Source organism: Streptomyces sp. NBC_00045, assembly GCF_045041095.1.
Classification (GTDB): Bacteria; Actinomycetota; Actinomycetes; order Streptomycetales; family Streptomycetaceae; genus Streptomyces.
On the sequence record NZ_CP108271.1, the window covers coordinates 1,138,240 to 1,159,208 of the forward strand.

General features: G+C 72.5%; 19 protein-coding genes. 4 read left to right on the forward strand and 15 right to left on the reverse strand.

Annotation, left to right across the window (positions count from 1 at the left end; translation table 11 throughout):
- Positions 1-44 precede the first annotated feature (44 nt).
- Complete coding sequence (locus tag OHA65_RS05465) at positions 45-923, reverse strand: GNAT family N-acetyltransferase (RefSeq protein WP_371645957.1); 879 nt, start codon at positions 921-923, stop codon at positions 45-47.
- Positions 924-955: 32 nt separating this feature from the next.
- Complete coding sequence (locus tag OHA65_RS05470) at positions 956-1,381, reverse strand: hypothetical protein (RefSeq protein WP_371645959.1); 426 nt, start codon at positions 1,379-1,381, stop codon at positions 956-958.
- 176 nt (positions 1,382-1,557) lie between these two features.
- Here OHA65_RS05470 and OHA65_RS05475 point away from each other — a divergent pair, with 176 nt between their 5' ends.
- Positions 1,558-2,295: a Sir2 family NAD-dependent protein deacetylase gene (locus OHA65_RS05475; RefSeq protein ID WP_328761786.1), complete on the forward strand. Its 738-nt coding sequence runs from the start codon at positions 1,558-1,560 to the stop codon at positions 2,293-2,295.
- Positions 2,296-2,393: 98 nt separating this feature from the next.
- Here OHA65_RS05475 and OHA65_RS05480 read toward each other — a convergent pair whose 3' ends face one another.
- The 9 genes from OHA65_RS05480 to OHA65_RS05520 form a co-directional block, all read right to left on the reverse strand.
- Positions 2,394-2,879, reverse strand: coding sequence for a VOC family protein (locus tag OHA65_RS05480; protein WP_327281965.1), 486 nt, complete (start codon positions 2,877-2,879; stop codon positions 2,394-2,396).
- A gap of 140 nt (positions 2,880-3,019) precedes the next feature.
- Positions 3,020-6,601: a CDP-glycerol glycerophosphotransferase family protein gene (locus OHA65_RS05485; protein ID WP_371645963.1), complete on the reverse strand. Its 3,582-nt coding sequence runs from the start codon at positions 6,599-6,601 to the stop codon at positions 3,020-3,022.
- A 179-nt stretch (positions 6,602-6,780) separates the two neighbouring features.
- Positions 6,781-7,155, reverse strand: a complete 375-nt coding sequence (locus OHA65_RS05490) for a hypothetical protein (RefSeq protein WP_327281967.1) — start codon at positions 7,153-7,155, stop codon at positions 6,781-6,783.
- An 85-nt stretch (positions 7,156-7,240) separates the two neighbouring features.
- Complete coding sequence (locus OHA65_RS05495) at positions 7,241-7,729, reverse strand: roadblock/LC7 domain-containing protein (RefSeq protein WP_327281968.1); 489 nt, start codon at positions 7,727-7,729, stop codon at positions 7,241-7,243.
- A gap of 80 nt (positions 7,730-7,809) precedes the next feature.
- On the reverse strand, positions 7,810-8,601 hold the full coding sequence (locus tag OHA65_RS05500) for a transcriptional regulator (RefSeq protein ID WP_327281969.1): 792 nt from the start codon (positions 8,599-8,601) through the stop codon (positions 7,810-7,812).
- Positions 8,598-9,002, reverse strand: coding sequence for a hypothetical protein (locus OHA65_RS05505; RefSeq protein WP_327281970.1), 405 nt, complete (start codon positions 9,000-9,002; stop codon positions 8,598-8,600). The genes OHA65_RS05500 and OHA65_RS05505 overlap by 4 nt, the downstream gene beginning before the upstream one ends.
- Positions 9,003-9,211: 209 nt before the next feature.
- On the reverse strand, positions 9,212-9,454 hold the full coding sequence (locus tag OHA65_RS05510; protein ID WP_327281971.1) for a helix-turn-helix domain-containing protein: 243 nt from the start codon (positions 9,452-9,454) through the stop codon (positions 9,212-9,214).
- 128 nt (positions 9,455-9,582) lie between these two features.
- Positions 9,583-10,200 (reverse strand): DUF6461 domain-containing protein, encoded by a 618-nt coding sequence (locus OHA65_RS05515; protein ID WP_327281972.1) that lies wholly within the window; start codon positions 10,198-10,200, stop codon positions 9,583-9,585.
- 47 nt (positions 10,201-10,247) lie between these two features.
- Complete coding sequence (locus OHA65_RS05520) at positions 10,248-10,811, reverse strand: TetR family transcriptional regulator (RefSeq protein ID WP_327281973.1); 564 nt, start codon at positions 10,809-10,811, stop codon at positions 10,248-10,250.
- A 149-nt stretch (positions 10,812-10,960) separates the two neighbouring features.
- Here OHA65_RS05520 and OHA65_RS05525 point away from each other — a divergent pair, with 149 nt between their 5' ends.
- Positions 10,961-12,199 (forward strand): helix-turn-helix domain-containing protein, encoded by a 1,239-nt coding sequence (locus tag OHA65_RS05525; RefSeq protein WP_327281974.1) that lies wholly within the window; start codon positions 10,961-10,963, stop codon positions 12,197-12,199.
- Between the two features lie 51 nt (positions 12,200-12,250).
- Here OHA65_RS05525 and OHA65_RS05530 read toward each other — a convergent pair whose 3' ends face one another.
- The 4 genes from OHA65_RS05530 to OHA65_RS05545 all read right to left on the reverse strand — a co-directional run bounded on the left by OHA65_RS05530 (position 12,251) and on the right by OHA65_RS05545 (position 18,681).
- Positions 12,251-14,200 (reverse strand): APC family permease, encoded by a 1,950-nt coding sequence (locus tag OHA65_RS05530; protein ID WP_328761791.1) that lies wholly within the window; start codon positions 14,198-14,200, stop codon positions 12,251-12,253.
- 51 nt (positions 14,201-14,251) lie between these two features.
- On the reverse strand, positions 14,252-15,841 hold the full coding sequence (locus OHA65_RS05535) for a helix-turn-helix domain-containing protein (RefSeq protein ID WP_405761383.1): 1,590 nt from the start codon (positions 15,839-15,841) through the stop codon (positions 14,252-14,254).
- A gap of 145 nt (positions 15,842-15,986) precedes the next feature.
- Positions 15,987-16,442, reverse strand: a complete 456-nt coding sequence (locus tag OHA65_RS05540) for a (2Fe-2S)-binding protein (protein ID WP_327281977.1) — start codon at positions 16,440-16,442, stop codon at positions 15,987-15,989.
- 28 nt (positions 16,443-16,470) lie between these two features.
- On the reverse strand, positions 16,471-18,681 hold the full coding sequence (locus OHA65_RS05545; RefSeq protein WP_405761385.1) for a molybdopterin cofactor-binding domain-containing protein: 2,211 nt from the start codon (positions 18,679-18,681) through the stop codon (positions 16,471-16,473).
- Positions 18,682-19,016: 335 nt separating this feature from the next.
- On the opposite strand from OHA65_RS05545, the gene OHA65_RS05550 reads away from it, so the two are divergent.
- A complete protein-coding gene (locus OHA65_RS05550; protein WP_327281979.1) occupies positions 19,017-19,265 on the forward strand; it encodes an SCO4226 family nickel-binding protein in 249 nt (82 codons plus the stop codon).
- Positions 19,266-19,501: 236 nt separating this feature from the next.
- Positions 19,502-20,932 carry a SpoIIE family protein phosphatase gene (locus tag OHA65_RS05555; protein ID WP_327281980.1) on the forward strand — a complete coding sequence of 477 codons (1,431 nt, stop codon included), beginning with the start codon at positions 19,502-19,504 and terminating at the stop codon, positions 20,930-20,932.
- The last annotated feature ends 37 nt before the right edge of the window (positions 20,933-20,969 follow it).

The window sequence follows — 20,969 nt, forward strand, 5'->3', positions numbered from 1 at the left end:
CCCGTCGGGCGAGCAGCTCGCGAGCCGGCCGGCCCATCGGCCCGTCAGCCCAGTTCGAGGCTGGTCACCCCGTACAGCCCGGCCAGCTCGACCTCCGGGGCGGGGCCCGTGTACATCCGGGCGGCCTCGAACGAGGGCACCAGCCCCAAGCCTGCCAGCAGGGCGGTGGCCGTCGGATTGGCGTCGGGCACGTCCACGGCGACCGCCCCGTCGGGGGTGTGCTCCGCGAGCCGGTGCAGCAGGGCGGCCGCGACGCCCGGGGTGGAGGCGTACAGCGGGCCGATCCGGGAGGCCCCGCTGCACGGGCGGATCACCCCGAGGCCCTCGATCCGCCCGTCGCGAACGGCAGCGAGGGCGGTGCGGCCGGGCAGCGCGGTCCAGGCCGACAAGAAGGCGTCGCGCGACTCGGGGAAGAACCGTCGGTCGTAGGCGGCGAGCAGCACGAACGGCAGCGACGCGGCGTCGACCACCTCGAACCCGCCCTCGCCCGCTCCGGCGCCGGCTCCGGCGCCCGGGCCCGTGCCGTTCGCCCGCAGTACGCCCTCGTACCGGACGTTGTTCCAGGCCGAACGGAACCCGGACTTGCGGTAGTTGTCCTGCTGGTCGACCACCCCGTCCAGGCCGACGAGCCGCCCTCGAAGTCGCTCCATCGCAGCGTGCCACAGCCGGATCCCGTAGCCCTGGCCGCGGACGGCGGGACGGGCGATGTAGAAGCCGATGAAGCCGAAGGCGGACCCGTACCGCACGGCCGAGACGCAGGCCACCGGTTCGCCGTCGATCCGGCCGACGAGGAAGCCGGCCGGATCGGCGACCGCGAACGCGAAGCGGTCGGAGTCCCCCGGGTTCCATCCTTCCTCGTCGGCCCAGGTACGGATGAGTTCCATGTCGGCGGCGCTCGCGCCGGTGATCTCGAATCCCGTCATGTCCGGTGTTGTACCAGACGGCGTACGGGCGGTCAGCCCGCGCAGATCACGTCATCGATCTTGATCGGCCGGGAGTCGAGGCGCACGTACGCGGTGAACGTGTCCGTGCGGTCGTACCCCCAGCGGGTGGTGACGGTGGCCCAGCCGACACCGGCCGCCTGGTGGACGGTGACGGTACCGATGGCGATGTCTTCGGGTTCGTTCTGGGTGCAGAGCAGGACGTCGGACTCCGGGCTGTGCCGCTGCTTGTCCTTGAGCTGCTGCGAGATGCGCTGAGCACGGTCGCGCGCGGAGGGGCCGTGATGGCCGTAGAACGAGCTGAGGAAGGTGCTGATTTCGGCGGCGTCGTGCCGGTGGCGGGCGACGACCGGGGTGGAGTCGGCGACGGCGGGGGTCGGGGCCGGCAGCGCGAGCAGGGTCAGCAGCAGGGCACCGAGGCTGTACGGCATGATCTTCATGCCGGATGTGTAACCGTCGGGCGTCTGCGCGGGCAGGGGTCGGCCGCGGATCTCACTCCTGTGGGGGGCCGGATTCACCGCACGAGACGCGGAGTCGGTCCCCGCGGTGCCTCCCCGGCCCCCCGCCACCGGAAATGCGCTCGCGGGTCCCGGCCGGCCGTACGTAGGGTCGGGGCATGGGGAAGCTTCTTGTCGCAGTGTTCAGCGGGGCCGGGATGTCCACCGATTCCGGGATCCCGGACTACCGGGGACCACAGGGGTTGTGGCGCCGCGATCCCGAGGCCGAGAAGCTCGTGACGTACGAGTACTACATGGCGGACCCGGAGATCCGGCGCCGCTCCTGGCTGATGCGCGCCGAGATCGGTGCGCTCGCGGCGCAGCCGAATGCCGCGCATCTGGCCGTGGCGGAACTGGAGCGCGGCGGCACCCCGGTCCGGGTGATCACCCAGAACGTGGACGGTCTGCACCAACTCGCCGGGATGCCGCCGCGCAAGGTGTTCGAGCTGCACGGGACCGCCCGGGCGGTGGTGTGCACGGCCTGTCACGCCCGGTCCGCGATGGACGAGGCGCTGGCCCGGGTCGCCGCGGGCGAGCCCGACCCCTCCTGTACGGCATGCGGCGGGATCCTCAAGTCGGCGACCGTGATGTTCGGCGAGCGCCTCGACCCGGAGGTGTTGCGGCAGGCCGTGGCCGTGGCCAAGGGCGCCCACGTGTTCATCGCGGTCGGGACGACGCTCCAGGTGCAGCCCGCCGCCTCGCTGGCCGCAATGGCCGCCGAGGCGGGGGCCCGCCTGATCATCGTGAACGCGGAGGAGACCCCGTACGACTCCCTCGCCGACGAGGTGATCCGCGAGCCGATCGGAACCGCCCTCCCGGCCCTGCTGACCCGCATCGCGGCGCTCGACCGGGCCTAGCCCGCGTCGGCTCGCGTCGGCTCGCGTCGGCTCGCGTCGGCTCGCGTCGGCTCGCGTCGGCTCGCGTCGGCTCGGCCCGGGCCGGGGGCCGGGCCGGCCTAGCCCGCGTCGGCCGCCCTGCGCATTTCCGCGACGTCCAGCTTCTTCATCGTCATCATGGCGGCGGTGGCCCGGCTGGCCCGCTGCGGGTCCGGGTCAGAGATCAGGTCGATGGCGCCGGGCGGGATGACCTGCCAGGACACCCCGAACTTGTCCTTGACCCAGCCGCAGGCGGACTCCTCGCCGCCGTCCTTCGTCAGGGCGTCGTAGTAGTAGTCCGCCTCCGGCTCGTCGGCACAGTGGATCTGGAAGGAGATCGCCTCGGTGAAGGGGAACTGCGGACCGCCGTTGAGGCCGATGAACTTCTGACCGTTGATCTCGAACTCGACGACCATCACTTCGCCGGCCGGGCCGGGCCCCGCCTCGTTGTAGCGGCCGATCCGCCCGATCTTCCCGTCCTTGAAGACGGACAGGTAGTAGTCGGCGGCGGCTTCCGCATCGCCGTCGAACCACAGGCACGTGGTGAATCCGTTGCTGCTGCTCATGACTGCTGCCTCCAGGCGGGTGCGTGGTCGAGTGCGTGCGGTGGGCACCGTCTCGCTCCCATACAGACCGGCCCCGGGCCCGAAATTCATCGGTGGGCCCGGGGCCGTTCCGTAAGGCGTCCTGAATGCACTCCGACGGCTTACACCGCGGGCTTGGCCGCCATGCCGAGCATCCGGTCGACGACGCGCTCGGCGGCCCCGCCGTCGTCCAGGTCGCAGAACTCGGCGCGGAAGGCGGCGCGGGCCTCCTTGTACTGCTCCCCGACCGCGTCCGCGCCCCGCACGGCCTCGATCAGGCTCGCCGAGTCGGCCAGCAGCGGGCCGGGCGCCTTCGCCTCCAGGTCGAAGTTGAAGCCGCGCAGCGTGGTCCGGTAGTGCTCCAGGTCGTAGGTGAAGAGCAGGATCGGCCGGTCCGTGAGCGCGAAGTCGAACAGCGCCGAGGAGTAGTCCGAGATCAGCACGTCGGCGACGAGCAGCAGGTCCGTCGCGTCGGGCCAGCGGGACACGTCGACGACGAAGCCGTCGCGCACGTCGTCGCGGACCTGCTCGGTCACGTGGTGGTGACCGCGCACCAGCAGGACGTGGTCCTCGCCGAGCTCGCGCCGCGCCGCGTCCAGGTCGATCTGGAGGTCGAGCTTGTAGCCGCCCGACCAGCCCTCTCGGTTCTCGCGCCAGGTCGGCATGTAGAGGACGACCTTCTTGCCCTCGGGCAGGCCGAGCCGGCGGCGGACCTCCGTGATCCGCTGCGCGTCGGGCTTGACGAGCGCGTCCGTGCGCGGGCTGCCGGACTCGATGACCTCGCCCTGGTAGCCGAGGGCACGCTTGAGGAGCGGCGTCGCGTACGAGCTCGGGGAGGCGAGCAGCGACCACTGGGCGCTGTCGTGCTCCAGCCCCTCAAGGATCTCGGGGCTCGTGTAGTAGTCGTGGATGAAGTCGTGACCGATCTCCTTGATCGGCGTTCCGTGCCAGGTCTGGACGACGATCTGGCCGGCGCGGCGCTGGAAGCGCTGCGGCACGTTGTCGTTCACGACGTAGTAGCGGGCGCGGGCCAGGACGTCCCAGGCCTCGACGCTGTCGTACTGGACGGCGCGGGCGGTCGCGGGGACCTCGACGCGGCCGTCCTGGACGAGCCAGACGTGGTCCAGCTTCTCGCCGCGCCGCACCAGCTCCTCGTGGATGGCGCGCGGCGAGTCGCCGGCGCCGTTCCCCTGGTGGGTGTCGTAGACGACGATGTCCTTGACCGGCAGGGCGCGCTGCGCCGGGTAGGTCTCGAACCGGGTGACGCGCTGGGCGTACCGGGAACGGTCGTGCGGGCTGAGCAGCGGGTCGGCGACGAGCACCATGCGGTCGTAGAAGCGGGCCTCGACCCGCATCCGGCGTCCCAGCACGGTGATGGCGTGCGGTCCGGCGTGCAGGGCGGTGGGCGCGAACTGCACCGGGGCGCCGCGGTCGACACCGAGCAGGCCCGCGGTGGTACCGCCCTGGGCGAGCGGGCGCAGCGTGGGCCACCAGCGGCCCTTGGGCAGCGTGGTGCGGCCGGCGTAGGCCTCGGGGAGGACGGGCTCGAAGGTGGACTCGAAGCGGTCGCCGTCCCGGGTGACGGGGTAGCTGAACTCGGTGCCGTGCGCGTCGTGCAGGACGAGCTCGTACGGCTCGTCGGTGGGCGCGACGAACCGGCCCTTCAGGGTGAGGGTTCCGTCCTGGCTCTCGACCGAGTCGACCAGCGGCGGCGAGGGCTGCACGGAGAGGGTCAGGTGTCCGGTGTTGCCGCGCTTGGCGAAGAGGGCGCGGCCGGTGTCCCCGCCGGTCAGGGGCACGACGAGGCCGGCGAAGCCGCCGCGTTCGTCGTGCGCGAGGCGGTGCTCGGAGCCGTCGGTGCCGATGACGGTCAGGCTCCACGGCTCGGGGGTCCACTCGCCCGGCTCGCACGCGGCGTCCGGTACGGCGGCCAACTCGGCCAGCGGTACGCGCACGGTGAACGGGAGCCGCCCGCCGCCGACGGCGGCGTCGGTCTCGATCGGGAAGGTGAGGACGGTGCCGGTGGAGACGTGCTCGGCGCGCAGGCTCGCGCCGGCGCCGATCTCGGCGGACAGCTCGCCGGCCACCTCGACGGCGTCGTCGCCGAGCGGGCGGACGTCGAGGGCGCGGGCCCGGACGGTTTCGACCTGGATGGTGAGGGCGCCGGTGGAGTTCGGGACGATGCGGACGTCCGGGGCGACCCAGTGGGCGGGCGGGTTCTGTCCGCTGTCGGACTCGCCGCCCTTGAGGCGGGCGCGGTGCAGGCCGCCGGCGCCGGTGACGGCGACGGAAGTGGTCCATATGCCGTCGTTCCACTTGCCGCCCGACTGGAAGACGGTGGGGTCGACGACGGCGGTGAAGCCGGCCCAGTCGGCGTGCCTCAGCGCGAGGTGCGCGGCGTTGACGGTGGCCATCGGGGAGGCGACCGTACGGGTGCTGACGACGGTGCGGCGGCGCTTGCCGCCCTCGCGGAAGACGAGCATCTTGCGCGAACCCAGACGGCTCTCGGCGCCGAGGTGGCCGGGCAGGGCGTAGCCGCGGAGCAGCAGCTTGCCGTCGCTCCAGACGGCCTGCTCAAGGCGGCTGACGACGCGGCGCTCGCGCGGGCCGAGGGCGAGGATCTTGGCGGGGACCGGCGGGCGGCCGTGCAGGAACGGGTAGTCGGCCTGCGGGCGGGCCAGTCCCTTGACGGGGACGCTGTACGAGTAGTCGCGCTGGTGGTCCGTGAGGGCGATGAAGTCCTCGACGCGGCCTTCGCGGGCCAGGTACGCCTTGAGGCGGTCGGCGACGGTCAGGTCGGACCAGGGGCCGGTGCCGATCTCGCGGACGAGGCCGCCGACCTCCTTGACGAAGGCGGCGCGGAAGTCGGCACCGCCTTCACCGACGTACTTGTAGATGAGCGGGAGCTCCTCGCTCAGCACGTTGTAGTCGTAGTCGCGCAGGTAGCGGACGTACTTGGCGCCCTCCTTGGCCTTGAGCGACTCGCGCACCAGGCGGACGGAGGTCACGCGGTCGATCAGGGAGACCGGGTCGGTGGAGCGCTGGGTGATCGAGCGCTCGCCGGTCTCGCGGACGCGCCAGTGGTAGACGCAGTCGCTGATGATGTCGACGCTGGAGGCGAAGTAGTGCGCGGGGATGCTGACGGGGGCGTCCTCGTAGAGGATGCCCTCCGGGTACTGGAACCCGTGCTCGTCCCAGAAGGTGCGCCGGTAGACCTTGTTCCACGCGGTGCGGTCGGTGACCAGCGCCGGGAACTTGGAGATGTGGGTCTTCAGCTGGGTCTTGGCGAAGGCGGCCCGGTGTCCCCAGGACTGCTGCATGCCGACGGAGCGGAAGCGCTTCACGTTGCCGCCGGCGAAGTCCGAGCCGGTCTCGTCGAGGGCGGCGATCAGACGCTCGTAGGCGTAGTCCGGCATCGTGTCGTCGCTGTCGACGAAGGCCAGGTACTCACTGTCCTTGGAGGCATGGCGGGCGCCCACGTTGCGGGCGGCTCCGAGTCCGGCGTTCTCCTGCATGACGACCCGGAAACGCTTGTCCCGCGCGGCGAATGCCTTCGCGAGGACGGCGCTGGTGTCGGTGGACCCGTCGTCCACGAGGATGCACTCGAAGTCGTCGAACGTCTGGGCGGCAATGGACTCCAGGCACTCGTCGAGATAGAGCTCGACGTTGTAGACGGGGACGACGATGCTCAGGCGCGGGGGCATGGGTGGCGGGTTCTCCAGCGTTTCAAGCTATTTCGATGATCAGGTGATGAGAGCATCCTACTCGGTAACGGGATGATAAAGTCGCCCCATCCTGGACATAAGGCCCTTGCATCCCGGGGCGGACGGCAAAGAATTCAGCCGCCCGCCACCTCGGCGTCGGGGTCGGACCGAACGTTTGCTCAGACTTCGAGCTCAGCCTCGATCTTCTTGAGCTGGTGCCGGGCCATGGCGAGGTTGGCCCGACCGCGGTCGAGCGCGAGGTAGAGGAAGAAGCCCTTGCTCCCTCGTCCCTTCAGCAGCCGGATCAGGTGGTACTGGCTCCCGAGGGTGATCAGGATGTCCTCGATCTCCTCTTTCAGGCCGAGCATGTCCATGGTGCGGACCTTGGCCCGGACCACATCGGTGTTGCCCGCCGCCGCCACCTGGAGGTCGAGCTCCTTGCCGCCGCCGATGGTGCCGAGCGCCATACCGCTGTCGTAGTCGACCAGAGCGGCACCGATCGCGCCGTCGATGGTGGCGGTGGCTTCCTTGAGTGCGGTCTCGACGTTGGCCATGATGGACTCCTTATTCCTATGCGTTTGCTGCCGTTGAGGCGGTCTTCAGGGATTGCTGTCGGTACGTGGGGGGTGCGCGGATCGTCTACAGGTCCGTGCCGGGTCGGACCGGCAGGACGGGAGGGACGGGAGGGACGGGAGGGAGCTGCGGTACTTGCGGTACCTCGGGTCCGCGGCGCCCCAGGACGTGGTCGATGAGCTCCGCTATCCGCACGCTGGAACGGCGGGCCTCCAGGTGGAGCCGGCCGACGTTGACGCGGGGCTCCGCTATGAGGGTGAGGACGGCGGCGTCCCCGGCCGCGTACGTCGCCACGTATCCGTGTTCTCCGCGTATCAGCAGCTCGCGGAAGCCGCCTTGGCCGGTGGTGTCGCTGAGTCGCTGGGCCACGCCGAGGGCGGCCGCGGTCAGCGCCGCGACGGACTCGACCTCGGTGGCTGCGCTGTCCTGCGCGAGCACCAGGCCGTCGGCGCTGCCGGCGAGGGCACCGGTGAGCTGGGGCACCCGGGCCCGCAGCCTGCGGAGCTCGGCGAGTATGTCGGCTTCGGCCTCGGGGGGCACCATCGCCGTGCTCATGTCGGCCTTTCTCCTTTCGGGCTGCCTCCGCTCGGAGCGGTCGGCGCGCTCGGAGCGCAGAGCCGGTCGCAGCGGGAGCCTCACAGGCTTGCCTCCAGTGCGTCGCGTAACCGGCGAAGCAGCGCCACGTCCGGGGATTGGGTCTCGGTAATCCAGTCGGGCAGGGGCGGTTCGACCGGTGTCAGTGCCGGCGCGTGCGGGGTCTCGACCAGTCCGGCCGCCGCGAGGCGCCGTACGTCGAGCAGGGTGTGGAACGCCGGCCTGCCCAGCACCCACGCGAGGTCAGCGGGGGTCCGTACTCCGTCCGCGCGGGCCAGCAGGGCCCGCTGGCGGGCGGTGACGGTCTGGCCCGGGGCGGCGGCCCGGGGCACCACGGGAGAGGTGTCGAGCAGCGGGTACGGCCACACCGCGTCGAGCAGCTCCCGCCGGCGGCGGGTCTCCCGCTCGACGGCGGCGGCCGGGACCGAGCGGACGGAGCCGATCCAGTGGGTGGCCCCGCGGCGGAAACGGGAGGGCCCGGTGCCCGGGGACAGGGCGAAGAAGGCGGCGTCGAAGATGGCGGCGAGATGGCAGATCTCCAGTTCGCCTCCGGCGAGGCCTCCGCTGTCCACGAGGAAGCGGGCGACCTGGCGGCGGGCGCCGGCCCGGTCCACGGCCTCGCGCCAGCGCTCGGGGGCGAGGCCGCCACCGGTGGTGAGCAGGACGTCGAGGCCGGGGGTGGCCGGGCTCTCGGCGTGCACGATGCGGCCGTCCTCCAGGAAGAGGGTGCCGCGGTCGCGGAGCAGGGCGCCGGTGGCGCGCTCGGCGGCCAGCCGGGTCAGGAGGGGGGAGACGGCGACGGCGGCGAAGCCGCCTATCTGCGTGCCGGTCATCTGAGGACCAGCCCCTCGGCGAGTGCACGGAGTCTGTGCCGGGCGAGGGCGAGGTTGCCGTCGGTGCGGTCCAGCCATAAGTGGAGGAAGACGCTGCTGTCGAAGCTGGTTTCGACGAAGCGGAGGACGTGGTAGCCGGTGCGGGTGGTGACGATCAGGTCCTCCACGGGCTGGCCTAGGACCTCACCCGGTGCGGAGCCCGGCGCCGGCTGGGCGAAGGACTCGTATTCGGCGGCCGCCCGGGCCAGCTCGGCGGTCTCGGCGGCGGTGGTCTCGTGGTCGCCGACGGGCGAGTCCCCGGCGGTCCCGAGGGCCAGTCCGCTGCTCCAGTCGACCAGCGCGGCCCCCCGCGCACCAGGCAGGGCCATGGCTTCGAGCAGGCATTCGTCGATCCCGGGCACGCGGGCTCCCCTCCCGGCCAGACGTGCGAAGTGCACGGTCTACGGCGCGACAGGAGGGAACTTACTCACGTTCCACAGTGCGGATGGGGCTTCTGGCATTTTCCGCTGGAACATGCACAGAACCGCGTGGCAGCTTGGCCGGAACCCGTCGACTTCTGATCAGGAATGTTGATCACGGCTGCCGATCACCCAAGGGGCGCACGGGGGGCTCACGAAGCAAGCGGAAGGTGGTCCGCGAGCCGGAAGGCGCCGCCCTCGCGCTCGACGTATCCCTCGTGGCTGAGGGTGCGCAGCAGGTGGTACACGGTGGGCAGCGGGATGCCGGTGACCCGCGCGAGCCGTTTCGCCGTGGCTCCGCCCTCGGCGTACATCGCCTCCACGAGGCGCAGCGCCCGCTGCACGGAACCGATCAGGGTGGGTGCGCTGTCCTTCTGGCTTCCGTCGGTGCCCATGAATGCTCCCCCTGCTCCGGTACGAGTCCTGGCACCCCCATGAAAGTCGCTCGGCGCCCGCAATCCCAGCTGACTCGCGCACATCCGGACATAAGATCACCACGCCCCGCCCCCGCCCCCTCAGGTCCCTAGTGGGTGCACGTCACGAAGGCCGGGAGCGGGGTGTCCTCGATCAGGCGGCGCGGCAGGGACAGGGCGAAGCGGCGTTCGAGGACGGCGAGGGTGCGGCGGTCGCGGTCCGCGCCGGGTTCGTCCTCGGGACCGGCGTGGCCACCGTCCGGATCGATGAGCCCGGCCGCGACCAGTTCCGGGAGCAGGAAGTCCGGCCGGTGGCCGCCGCGCCAGCCCTCCTCGCCGAGGGCGAAGCAGCACACCAGCTCGCCGTCCCTGGCGTACGCGAACTGCCGGGGCGGGTGGTCCGGCTGCGGGTCGAGGTGGACGGCCTCGGCACCGGAGCGGGAGACCTCGGCCAGCCGCTCCGCACCGGCCGGCAGGCCGTGCTCGACGGCGAACGACCAGCCCGCCCAGCTCCCGACGCGAGCCACACCGTCGCCGTCCATCGTCTCGCTCGCCAGGCTCCATGCGTCCCGCGCGCCCAGCGGGCCGGGCCGGACGCCCGGCACCGCGCCCAGGCGCAGCGCGAGTTCGCCGGGTGGTACGCCCCGGGCGAAGGTGAGGCCGACGTACCAGCCCTCCCAGTCCGCCAGCCACCGTATGCCGTCGCCCGTGCTCTCGGTCGTCTCCACGGTCCTTCGCCCCCTCGGCGTCGTGCCGGTATCCGGCGGCACGATAGTCAGTGCGCGGGGCGCTCCGGGAGGAGGCGTTCGACCATCGTGTCGATGAGCCCCTCCACCGGATGGGGATCGAGGAGCGCCGGCACGGTCAGGTCGTCCACGATCAGGCCCAGCATCGCCAGGTACAGCAGCACCACGCCCTGCCGGTCCCCGGGCAGTCCGGCCTCCAGGTGCCAGTCCACGTTCGCCGTCAGTTCGGCCCCCTGGAACGCGGCCATCTCCGCCTGGAGTTCGGGGCGCCGGATGCCCTCAAGCCGCAGCTCCAGCATGGCGATGTGCACGCTGCGCTCGCGCCGCATCCGCTCCAGGAGCCGGCTGAGCAGCACCTTGGTGTCCAGCGGGCCGGTGAGGTCCGCCGGGTCGGGGGTCAGCCGCTCCCGGGTGCGGTGCAGGATCTGTACGAGCAGCTGGCCCCGGTTGGCGAAGTAGTTCGAGGTCGTGCCGGTCGGTACGCCCGCCTCCGCGTCCACCGCCCGCAGGGTCAGGCCCCGTGAGCCTTCGCGTGCCAGGACTTCGATGGCGGCGTCGAGGAGCGCTGCTCGGCGCTCCGGGTTCTGGCGCATGGGCGGTTTCCCTGACGGTCTGGGCTGGGCGGGGGGCGGGCGGAGCTCGGCTCTGGGCCACTCCACATGCAGTGATTCGGACACGCTAGCGGACACGGGACGGTCCGGGCCCTCCCCACCGCCCCCTCCCACGTGTCACTCTGCCCGTCATGGAGCGGATCATCGAGGAGATACGAGAGGACCTGTCCCGCCGCATCGCGGTGACGGCGGACCGGCTCGCCGACCGGACGCTGGCCGAGGATCCCGCGTACGCCGCCCTGCTCGGCAGGGCCGAGCTGCGCGAGCGGATCCACCACAACCTGCGGCAGTCCGTCGAGGGCCTGGTGCGCGGCATCCGCGGGCTGCCCGTGGAGCTCGCCGACGCCCGGGCCACCGGCACCCTCCGGGCCGAACAGGGCCTGCCGCTCGCCTCGCTGCTGCGCACCTACCGGCGCGGGGGCCGACTGGTGTGGCAGGACCTCCACGAGGCGGTGGCCGCGCACGAGCCGGCGGCGCTGCCGCGGCTGCTGCCGGCCGCGGCCGTGCTGTGGGACGTGCTGGACCAGCTGACGGACGCGGTGGCCGACGCGTACCGGCGCACGGAGGCCGCGCGCTCCGACCGCGACCGGGAGCGCAGGGCGGCCCTGCTGGACGCGCTGCTCGACGGCGCGGGTCCTTCGGACGGGCCCGCGGCCTCGGAGGCGGCGGCCCAGCTGGGACTTCCCGAGCGCGGCCGGTTCGCGGTCGTCGTCCTCGCCTCCGACGGTGCGGGCGAACCGGGCGCCCTCGGCCGGGTCGGGGCCGAGCCTGCCGTGGACGGGCTGCGCGTGTTGTGGCGGATCCGAGCCGACGGGGAGACCGGCCTGCTGGAACTGGGCCACCATCCCCTGGAGTCCGTACGGGAGCTGCTCGGCCCGCTCGGAGCCCGGGCCGGGGTCAGCCCGCTCGTGGAGACCCCGGGCGACCTGGCCAGGGCGCGCTGGTTCGCCGCGCTGGCCCTGCGCACCGCACCCGCGTCCGGCGGTCCGTGCACGGCCCTGCTGGACGAGCGGCTGCCGACGGCACTGGTGGCCTCGCAGGCCGAACTCGCGGGCCGGCTCAGGAAGGTGGTGCTGGGCCCGGTACTGGCGCTGCCCGCGGAGGACCGCCGGGTGCTGCTGACCACGCTGGGCACCTGGCTGACCTGCCAGGGCTCGACGACGTACGCCGCCCAGCGGCTGTACTGCCACCGCAACACCGTCTCGAACCGCCTGCGGCGCCTGGAGCAGCTGACCGGCCGCACCCTGTCCGACCCGGCGCACGTGGTGGAGCTGGCACTGGCGCATGCGGCGGTGCTCCAGCGGGCCGCGGGCGAACCGGCCGCACCGGGCGCGAAGCCGACCGGCCGCGGCGCCCGCCGGCGCGGGTGACCGGGGCGGGTGCACTGGGGCGGGTGCACCGGGGCGGGTGCACCGGGCCCGCTACTTCGTCGCCTCCGCCGGCTCGGGCGGTGCCGCCGATCGGGCGGACTCCAGCAGGTACGGTACGTCGATCACCGCGACCCCCGGGGTGAACAGCAGGCGCGCCTTCAGCCGCAGCGCGTTCTGGTTGTGCAGGGGCTGCTCCCACCAGTGCCCCACCACGTACTCGGGGATCACCACGGACAGCACGTCCGTGCCCTCGGCGGCGGCCAGTTCCTGCACGTGGGCGAGGACCGGACCGACCACCTCCCGGTACGGGGAGTGCAGGATCTTCAGCGGGACGCCCGGGTCGTGCTCCGCCCAGGCCACGCGCAGCCGGCGCGCATCCTCCTCGTCGGCGGCGACGGTGACGGCGGTCAGGCTGTCGGGGCGCAGCCCCTGTGCGTAGCCGAGCGCCTTCAGCGTCGGGGCCTGCACGTTGGCGACCAGGACCAGTACGTGGTGGCGGGAGGGTTTGCGCGGTTTGATCCCGGGGGCGACGGCGACCTGGGCCGAGACCCGGTCGTAGTGCCCGTGGACGCCCTTCATGCCGAGGAACAGCACCGGCATCGCGATGACGACCAACCAGGCGCCGTGCGTGAATTTGGTGATCAGGACGATGACGAGGACCACGGCGGTCAGGGTTGCGCCGACCGCGTTGATCGCCAGCCGGCGGTGGATGTGGATGCGCTGGTCCCGGGGGGTGTTCGGGGAGGCGAGTTCGCGCCGCCAGTGCCGGACCATGCCCGCCTGGGAGAGGGTGAAGGAGATGAAGACGCCGATGATGTAGAGCTGGATGAGGCGGGTCAGCTGGGCGTCGAAGGCCACGATGAGGGCGATGGCGGTGAGGGCGAGCAGCACGATGCCGTTGGAGTAGACGAGCCGGTCGCCCCGGTTGAAGAGCTGGCGCGGCGCGTACCTGTCCTTGGCCAGGATGGAGGCGAGCATCGGGAAGCCGTTGAAGGCGGTGTTCGCGGCGAGGATCAGCACGCCCGCGGTGACGGCCTGGAGCAGGTAGAAGAGGAAGTGCCAGTTCCCGAAGGTGGCGCGGCCGATCTGGGCGAGCGCGGTGGACATCGGCGTGCCGGGCGGCAGACCCAGTTCCGTCGGGTCGGCGGCGACGTGCACTTCGTACACCATGGCGAGGACGGTGATGCCGAGGAACATGGTCACCGACAGGGCGCCCATCGCGGCCAGGGTGTTCGCGGCGTTGCGGCTCTTGGGTTTGCGGAAGGCGGGCACGCCGTTGCTGATCGTCTCGACGCCGGTGAGCGCCGTGCAGCCGGAGGCGAAGGCCCGCATGGCGAGGAGGACCAGGCCGAGTCCGGTGAAGGTGCCCTCGGCGGTGATCGGCAGGTCGGCGGATTCGGCGTGGATGGTCTCGCCGGTCGCGAGCCGGACCGCCGCGACGGCGAACATGAGGTAGATGACGAGGACGAAGCCGTAGGTCGGGATGGCGAAGATGCGTCCCGACTCCCGTACGCCGCGCAGGTTCATCAGCATCAGCAGCACCACGAACCCCACGGACAGGGCGACTTCGTGGTCACTGAGGGAGGGAGCGGCGGAGGTGATGGCGTCCACGCCGGAGACGATGGAGACGGCGACGGTCAGCACGTAGTCGACGAGCAGGGCGCTGGCGGCCGTCAGGGCAGCGGTCTGGCCGAGGTTCTCGGAGCTGACGATGTAGGCACCGCCGCCGCCGGGATAGGCGTAGCACGTCTGCCGGTAGGAGGCGACGACCACGATCATCAGGAAGGCGATGGCGGCGGCCGCGTACCAGGCGAGGTGGAGCAGCGTGACACCGCCGAGGGCGAGGATCAACAGGATCTCCTCGGTGGCGTAGGCCACCGAGGAGAGAGGGTCGCTGCAGAAGATCGGCAGCGCGAGCCGTTTGGGCAACAGCGTCTCGCCCAGTCGTGCGGTGTCGAGCGGCTCACCCACCAGCACGCGCTTCAGATTGATACGCCTCATCTCGGCATGATCGTGCATATTTCATACGCTTTGCCCCTTATTGGGGCTGTGTCATGCCGTGAACCCGGCCAGTTCCTCGGCCCGGTGAGCCAGCCACAGGTCGTAGCGGGCACTCGGCGACTGCAGCAGTGAGCGCTCCAGCAGTGCCTCGATCCGGGTCAGCCGCTTGCGCGTGCCCGGTACCGAGATCCCGAGCGCGGCGGCCGCCGGGACCAGGTGCGCGTCGTTGCGCAGCCAGGCCCGTACGGTGTCCCGGGCGCCGGGCGGGGCGTCCCGCCCGGTCAGCGGGGCCAGATGCGCGCGGGACCAGGCCACCAGGTCGGGGTGGCTCAGCACCCCGTCCAGACCGGCCGCAACAACCGGCCCGGACGGACCTGCCGGACCGGACTGACCGGACCGATCGGACGCGCCTGCCGGACCGCCGGCCGCGCCGCCCGGGGAGGTCCCCGCCCCGCCCGGGGTCAGCCGCAGCGCGAGCGAGAGCGCCGCCTGTTCGGGGAGCCGCGCGAGGTCCGTGCCGAGCACCGACTCGATCAGGCGCAGCCGGGTGGCCAGGGTGTTGCGGTGGACCTTCAGCAGCCGCGTCGCGTGCGAGCCGAAGTTCAGCCAGGCGTGGGCGGTGGCCCGCAGCTCCTGCGCGCCGGGGTCCTGCGGGCGCCGGGGCTCGTACGCGTGCAGGGGCGCGAGCAGCGCCTCGGCCCAGCCGGTGCCGGCCGCGTGCGCGGCCAGCTCCAGCTCGGGTCCGGGGCCGAAGCGGGCGTGGCGCCCGGCACGGCTGCGGGCGACGGCCAGCGCGTGGAAGGCCTGGGCGTAGGCGGCCGGGGCGTCCCGCAGCCGCAGGTGCCCGCTGACCCCGACGGCGCCGTCCCGGACCGCTCCCGCCAGCGCCTCGGCCAGCGGATCGTGCTCGGCCCCGGGTCCGGCCGGGCCGCCGGCGGGGACCAGGACGATGAGGTGGCGCACGTACACCGGGCAGCGCACGATCCAGGCCCGGCCGTCCGTCAGCTCTCCGCAGAGCCGGGCCACCTCGCCCCGCGCCCCGGTCCGACATTCCACGACGTACATCCGCATCGGATCGGGCAGCGAGGGACACAGCGCCTCGGCGATCTGGTGGGCGGTGGAGAGCCGGCCGTTCATCAGCAGGTGCAGGACGGCCTCGCGGGCGCGGGATTCGGCGAGCTCGGCCCGTTCTTCGCGCCGCTCCGCCTCCTCGGCGCGCAGGACGAGGACCAGCACTGCGGCCGCGTCTGCGAGCAGCGCGGACGCTCCGGGCCGGTGCGGCCGGTCGAGTACGGCGGCCAGCGCACGGCTCCCGTCCAGCGCGAACAGGAGGGCGGACGAACGCTCGCCGTGCAGGACCGCGGAGCGCACGCCCCGGGCGCTCAGCTCCACGGCCCCCCGGACCGCGAGCTCCGGGCCCGCGGTGCCCCCCACGTCGAGCACGCCGGTCCAGCCGCCCAGCCGCGCGGCGAGCCACTCCACCAGCGCGGCCGAGCCGCCGGAGTGGGCGACCCGGTGCAGCTTGAGCACGTCCTCGGCCCGGCTGCGCAACCGGTCCGCGGGCGGCGGCGTCTCGGGCGGGATCGGGTGGTGCGGGATGACGGGCTCCCTTCGGTCCGGGTCGCGCCCGCGGTCGGCCACGCGGCGCACACACTGTGCTCAGTGTTACCCGTGCCACCCGATCGCAGTGCAGGGCGGACCCTGCGAACCGTCCGCCGTCCGCCTAGGTTTGACCCCGAGCGGTCGGCCCCGGCGTCGACGGGGGAGTCGCCGGGGCCCCTCTCGCTCACATCCGCGCGGCCGCGCTGCGGATGGCCTCCCGAATCCGGAAGTAGGTGCCGCAGCGGCAGATGTTGGCGATCGCGTCGATGTCCTCGTCCGTGGGTTCAGGGGTGCGCTTCAGCAGGGCGACTGCGGCCATGATCTGCCCGGGCTGGCAGAAACCGCACTGCGAGACGTCCTGTTCGAGCCATGCCTCCTGCACGGGGTGCAGCTCGTCGCCGTTCGCCAGCCCCTCGATGGTGGTCACGGTCTTTCCGGCACAGGCGGAGACGGGCACCACGCAGGGGCGGATGTCCGCCCCGTCGAGATGGCTGGTGCAGGCCTTGCAGACGTCCACGCCGCAGCCGTACTTGGGCCCGCGCACGCCGAGCAGGTCGCGGAGCACCCACAGCAGGGGCAGGTCGTCGGGTGCGTCCACGGTGACGCTCCGTCCGTTGACGGTGAAGGTGTGCGGGGGCACGGCGGACACTCCTGAACTGGGCTACGGGCTAGCGGGGGTAGGGGGTGAAGTCGACGTCGAAGTCGAGGGGGAAGCTGCGCGGCTTGGCACCGGTGGCCCTGGCCCAGGCGTTGGCGATCGCGCCGACCGCCGCCGGGACGCCGAGCTCGCCCGCGCCGCCGGGATCCTCCCCGGTGGCCGGCAGTACGAAGACGCGCACGTCGCGCGGGGTGTCCCGCTGCTGCGCCCAGTGGAACTGGCTGTAACTGCCCTCCAGCGGGAGCCCCTTGTCCAGGTGCAGCCCGGCCTTCAGGGTGGTGGAGATCGCGTCGGTGAGGCCGCCGATCATCTGGGCCTCCAGACCCCGCGGGTTGACGGGCAGGCCCACGTCGACCGCGATGACGGCCTTGGTGACGCGGACGTGCTCCCGGTCGCGGGCGTCGATCTCGACCAGACAGGCGGTGCGCGACTTGTACTCCTCGTGGAAGGCGATGCCCTGCGCGCAGCCGGCCGGCATCGGTCGTCCCCACTCCCCCTCCGTCGCCGCCTTGTCGAGCACCGCGCGCTGGGCCGCCGTCTTCAGGAAGGCGTGCCGGAACTGGTACGGGTCCTTGCCGGTCCGTGCCGCGAGCTCGTCGACCACGATCTCCTCGGCGCCCCGGGTGTTGGCGGAGTACACCGAGCGCCAGGAGCCGGTCGGGATGCCCGTGGGCACTTCGGTGAGCGCCTGGGTGGTGAGCCCGAAGTGGTACGGGGACTTCACCGTCGTCAGGAACAGGGTCTGCGCGAGGGTCGCGTTGCCGATGCCGAGCGGCAGGCTGGCCGCGGTGGCGGTGATGATCTCGCCGAGCCCGTGCCGGAAGTCCGTCTCGGCGGCTGCCACCCGGTGCTCGAAGCTGAGCACTTCACCGAGGAGGTGGGTGGCGCGGATCTTGTGGTGGGTGGCGGGGCGCATCCGCCCGTGCCGGGTGTCGTCGACGCGGGTCCACATCAGCCGGACGGGGCGCCGGCAGGCCTTGGACACGCGGGCCGCCTCCAGCGCGGCGTCGAAGAAGAGCCGCCGCCCGAAGGAGCCGCCGGCCTGGACCACGTGCACGGTGACCTTGTCGAGCGGCAGCCCGAGATCGGCGGCGATGGTCTCGCGGGCCACGATCGGGGACTTGAGCCCGGACCAGATCTCGGCACGGTCCTCCCGTACGTCAGCCACGGCGGAGTTGGTTTCCATGGGTGCGTGGCTGACGAACGCGAAGTCGAACTCGGCGTCCACGTACGGGGTGAGCAGCGGCGGCACGAGCAGCGGCGGGGTGGCGGCGCGCAGCACGGCCCGGATCTGCGCGTCCGAGAGCTGGTCGGCGGGGCCGGGCCCCCAGGTGACTTGGAGGGCGGCCTTGGCGTCGAGGGCCTGGCCGAAGGTCTCGGCGACGACGGCGACCCCGGTGGGGACGGTGACCACGTGCAGGACGCCGGGCATGGCGCGGACGGCGGCGAGGTTGGCGACGGACCTGACGCTGCCGCCGAGGCTGGGCGGGCGGCGCACGACGCAGGGTTTGGCGCCGGGCACGTCGAGGTCGAGGGTGTACTGCTGGGCGCCGGTCACCATGGCTCGGGCGTCGATCCGGCCCGTGGCCCTGCCGACGAGGGTGTGCTTCGCCGCCTTCTTCGGGGTGGCGCCGAGGACGACCAGGGCCGGGTCGGCCGCGGCCGTGGCGAGTCCGCCGTAGTCGGCGGTGCGCCCGTCGGGGGCCCGTACGGCGCCGTTGGCGGTGGTCAGCGAAGCGGCGGCGAGGTTCCACTTGCGGGCGGCCGCGGCGACCAGGCGGGCGCGGGCGGTGGCGGCGGTCTGCCGGACCGGCCCGTAGAGGGAGCGGATGGAGTTGGAGCTCCCGGTGAGCTGGTTGAACAGCAGCTCGGGCCGCGCGTCGTCCAGTACCACGCGTACGGCGGCCAGCGGCGCGTCGATCTCCTCCGCCACGAGCATGGCGACGGCGGTGGTGAGGCCTTGGCCGACCTCCTCGCGCGGCAGCCGGAAGCGGATGGTCCCGTCCGTCTCCACGGAGAGCGCCAGCAGGGCGGAGGTGGGCGCTGCGGCCAGGATGAACAGGTCGCCGAGGTCGACCAGATCGGCCGGGGCGGGCAGGCTCGGGACGACGGCGTGGGCGGGCTGCGGGGCGAAGGCGTCGGCCCCGGCCCGGGTGACGAGGGCGAGCGTAGGAGCCGCTACGAGGTACGTGAGGAAGGAGCGGCGGCTCTGCCCGGTCATGTTGCTGTGTCCCCCACCGTTGCGAGGGCCCGCGCTCGCAGACCTCCCCCGACTCGTTACCGGCACGTAGCGTAGCGATCACCGGGTGGGGTGGGAAGCGGTGCGGCCGTCAGGGCCGCACCGGGACGGGGTCCTCCGTTCGGGGGTACCCGTGCAGGGGTGTTGATCCGCCCCCGGTGCGGCTTTTGCCGCCCCGAGGACTCGTACATCTCGCCCGTACGATCGATCCGCCTCGTCCGGAAGGCCGGTTTCCGGCCGCGGGAGGACGATGGGAGGAGAAACGGCTGTACCTACCGGAAGCCGTATGCGCCGAATCACGGAGGAGGTGTGCGGCGGTGACGATGTTCATGGATGTCCACCACGGCATGAAGGGCATCACCGAAGCCGAGCTGATGGCCGCCCACAAGGCGGACCTGGCGATCGAGGGCGAGGAGAAGGTGCACTTCGAGCGCGCCTGGGCCGACCCCGCGTCCGGCACGGTGTACTGCCTGTCCGAGGCGCCCTCTGCGGAGGCTGTCATGCGGATCCACGAGCGCACGGGACACCCGGCCAGCGAGATCCACCCGGTGCCGCTCGTCGTGTGACGCAAGGGGACGGCCCGGCACGGCCGGGGACGGCCGGGACGCGGGCAGGCCCGGAAGGGCTGACCGAAATCGTTCGTACGGGCAAAGGAGGGGCCGGGAGGCCCTTGGCATATGCCTGAAGCAAGGCCTTTACGGATGTTGCCAAACGCCTTACGGGTCATCGCGGCCTGTGCAACAGTCGTAACCGGTCCTTCCTTCAGACTTGGCCGTACCGTGCCGCCTGTATCGGAGTTCTCATGCCGTCCCACCTCTTCGCGGACCGTCCCGCGCAGCCACCCGAGCCGGGGTCGGTGGACGCGCTGATCTCGCAGACCCGGCAGCTCCGCGGAGAGGTGGACGCGGTGCGCCGTGACACCGTCGTCGACGAAGACGACGCCCAGGGCCGCTGGCAGCGCGCATTGTGCGACCTCGCCGTCCACCAGCTCGACGACCTGCGCGAACACCTGGGACAGCTCAAGGAAGGCCTGCCCGTCGCCCCCGAACTCCGGGGGCTCCCCGAGGGGTCGCCCGGGGCCGGGCCCGTACCCGGGGCGCAGCAGCTGCGCGTCGGCAGCGCCGAGTGGAACCTGCTCACCGACGACGTCAACTGGTCGGAGGAGCTCTTCCAGATCTTCGGCCGCTCGCCCGAGGCCGGCCCGCTGCCCCTCGACGAACTCGGATCCACCCTCTTCTCCGAGGACCAGCCGCTGCTCACCACGATGGTGACGGCCTGTCTGGTCGACGGCAGACCGATCGACGGCGAGTTCCGCATCGTCCGGGCCGACGGCCGTGTCCGGACGCTGCACATGCGAGGCGAGCCGGTACTCGACTCCGACGGTTGCACGGCCTCCATGTGGGCCGTGTTCCGGGACGTGAGTGAACTGCGCCGGAGCCAGCGCGCCGTACGCGAGTCCCGTGACTCGCTGCAGCGCCGGCGGGAGATCGCGCAGACCGAGCACCGGTTGGCGGTCGAGCTGCAGGAAGCCGTGCTCCCCCCGTGGCGCGGCTCCCTGCGGTTCCCGCACCACACCACCGGCGCCCTCGACGTCGCCGCGCACTACCTGCCCGCGGCGGCGAGCACGCTGATCGGCGGGGACTGGTACGACGCGCTCGACCTGCCCGACGGCTGCTCGCTGCTGACCGTCGGCGATCTGACCGGGCACGGCGTCACGGCCACGTCCGGGATGGCGATGATGCTCGGCGCCCTGCGGGGCATGGCCATGGCCGGGATCGAGCCGGGCCCGCTGATGGGCTGGCTCAACCAACTCCTGGAGGCCTCCGTACAGCCCGCGCTCGGCTCGGCCGTCTGCTGCCGCTACGATCCCGCGCGCCGCGTGCTGTCCTGGGCGCAGGCCGGCCACGCGGCCCCGCTGCTGTTCCGCGGCGGCTCCGGTCGCGCCCTGCAGCCACCGGAGGGCGTACTGCTGGGCGCGACCTCCGGGGCGGCGTACGGGCAGGCCGAGGAACGGCTCGAACCCGGCGACGTGTTGGTCCTGCACACGGACGGACTGGCTCCGTGCAGCATCGAGTTCGGCCGGGCGGACGGCACCGAGCGGCTGCTGGCCCTCGCGCCGCGGTTCTCGGCCGCGGGGTCGTCGCAGGACTGCGTGCGGATGGTGGTGGAGGAGTTCGACGAGGGTGAACGGGAGGACGACGCCTGCGTCCTGGTGGCCAGGGTCGGGGGCTGAGTTCCCGCGACGGGCCGACGGGTACTGCTTTCAGGGC

Bases quoted from the DNA above. Each gene is read 5' to 3' on its own strand.
- OHA65_RS05485 (WP_371645963.1), bottom strand. From the start codon at position 6,601: ATGCCCCCGCGCCTGAGCATCGTCGTCCCCGTCTACAACGTCGAGCTC.
- OHA65_RS05500 (WP_327281969.1), bottom strand. From the start codon at position 8,601: ATGACCGGCACGCAGATAGGCGGCTTCGCCGCCGTCGCCGTCTCCCCC.
- OHA65_RS05545 (WP_405761385.1), bottom strand. From the start codon at position 18,681: ATGACCGGGCAGAGCCGCCGCTCCTTCCTCACGTACCTCGTAGCGGCT.
- OHA65_RS05520 (WP_327281973.1), bottom strand. From the start codon at position 10,811: ATGCGCCAGAACCCGGAGCGCCGAGCAGCGCTCCTCGACGCCGCCATC.
- OHA65_RS05465 (WP_371645957.1), bottom strand. From the start codon at position 923: ATGACGGGATTCGAGATCACCGGCGCGAGCGCCGCCGACATGGAACTC.
- OHA65_RS05510 (WP_327281971.1), bottom strand. From the start codon at position 9,454: ATGGGCACCGACGGAAGCCAGAAGGACAGCGCACCCACCCTGATCGGT.
- OHA65_RS05490 (WP_327281967.1), bottom strand. From the start codon at position 7,155: ATGGCCAACGTCGAGACCGCACTCAAGGAAGCCACCGCCACCATCGAC.
- OHA65_RS05555 (WP_327281980.1), top strand. From the start codon at position 19,502: ATGCCGTCCCACCTCTTCGCGGACCGTCCCGCGCAGCCACCCGAGCCG.
- OHA65_RS05525 (WP_327281974.1), top strand. From the start codon at position 10,961: ATGGAGCGGATCATCGAGGAGATACGAGAGGACCTGTCCCGCCGCATC.
- OHA65_RS05495 (WP_327281968.1), bottom strand. From the start codon at position 7,729: ATGAGCACGGCGATGGTGCCCCCCGAGGCCGAAGCCGACATACTCGCC.
- OHA65_RS05475 (WP_328761786.1), top strand. From the start codon at position 1,558: ATGGGGAAGCTTCTTGTCGCAGTGTTCAGCGGGGCCGGGATGTCCACC.
- OHA65_RS05480 (WP_327281965.1), bottom strand. From the start codon at position 2,879: ATGAGCAGCAGCAACGGATTCACCACGTGCCTGTGGTTCGACGGCGAT.
- OHA65_RS05530 (WP_328761791.1), bottom strand. From the start codon at position 14,200: ATGAGGCGTATCAATCTGAAGCGCGTGCTGGTGGGTGAGCCGCTCGAC.
- OHA65_RS05470 (WP_371645959.1), bottom strand. From the start codon at position 1,381: ATGAAGATCATGCCGTACAGCCTCGGTGCCCTGCTGCTGACCCTGCTC.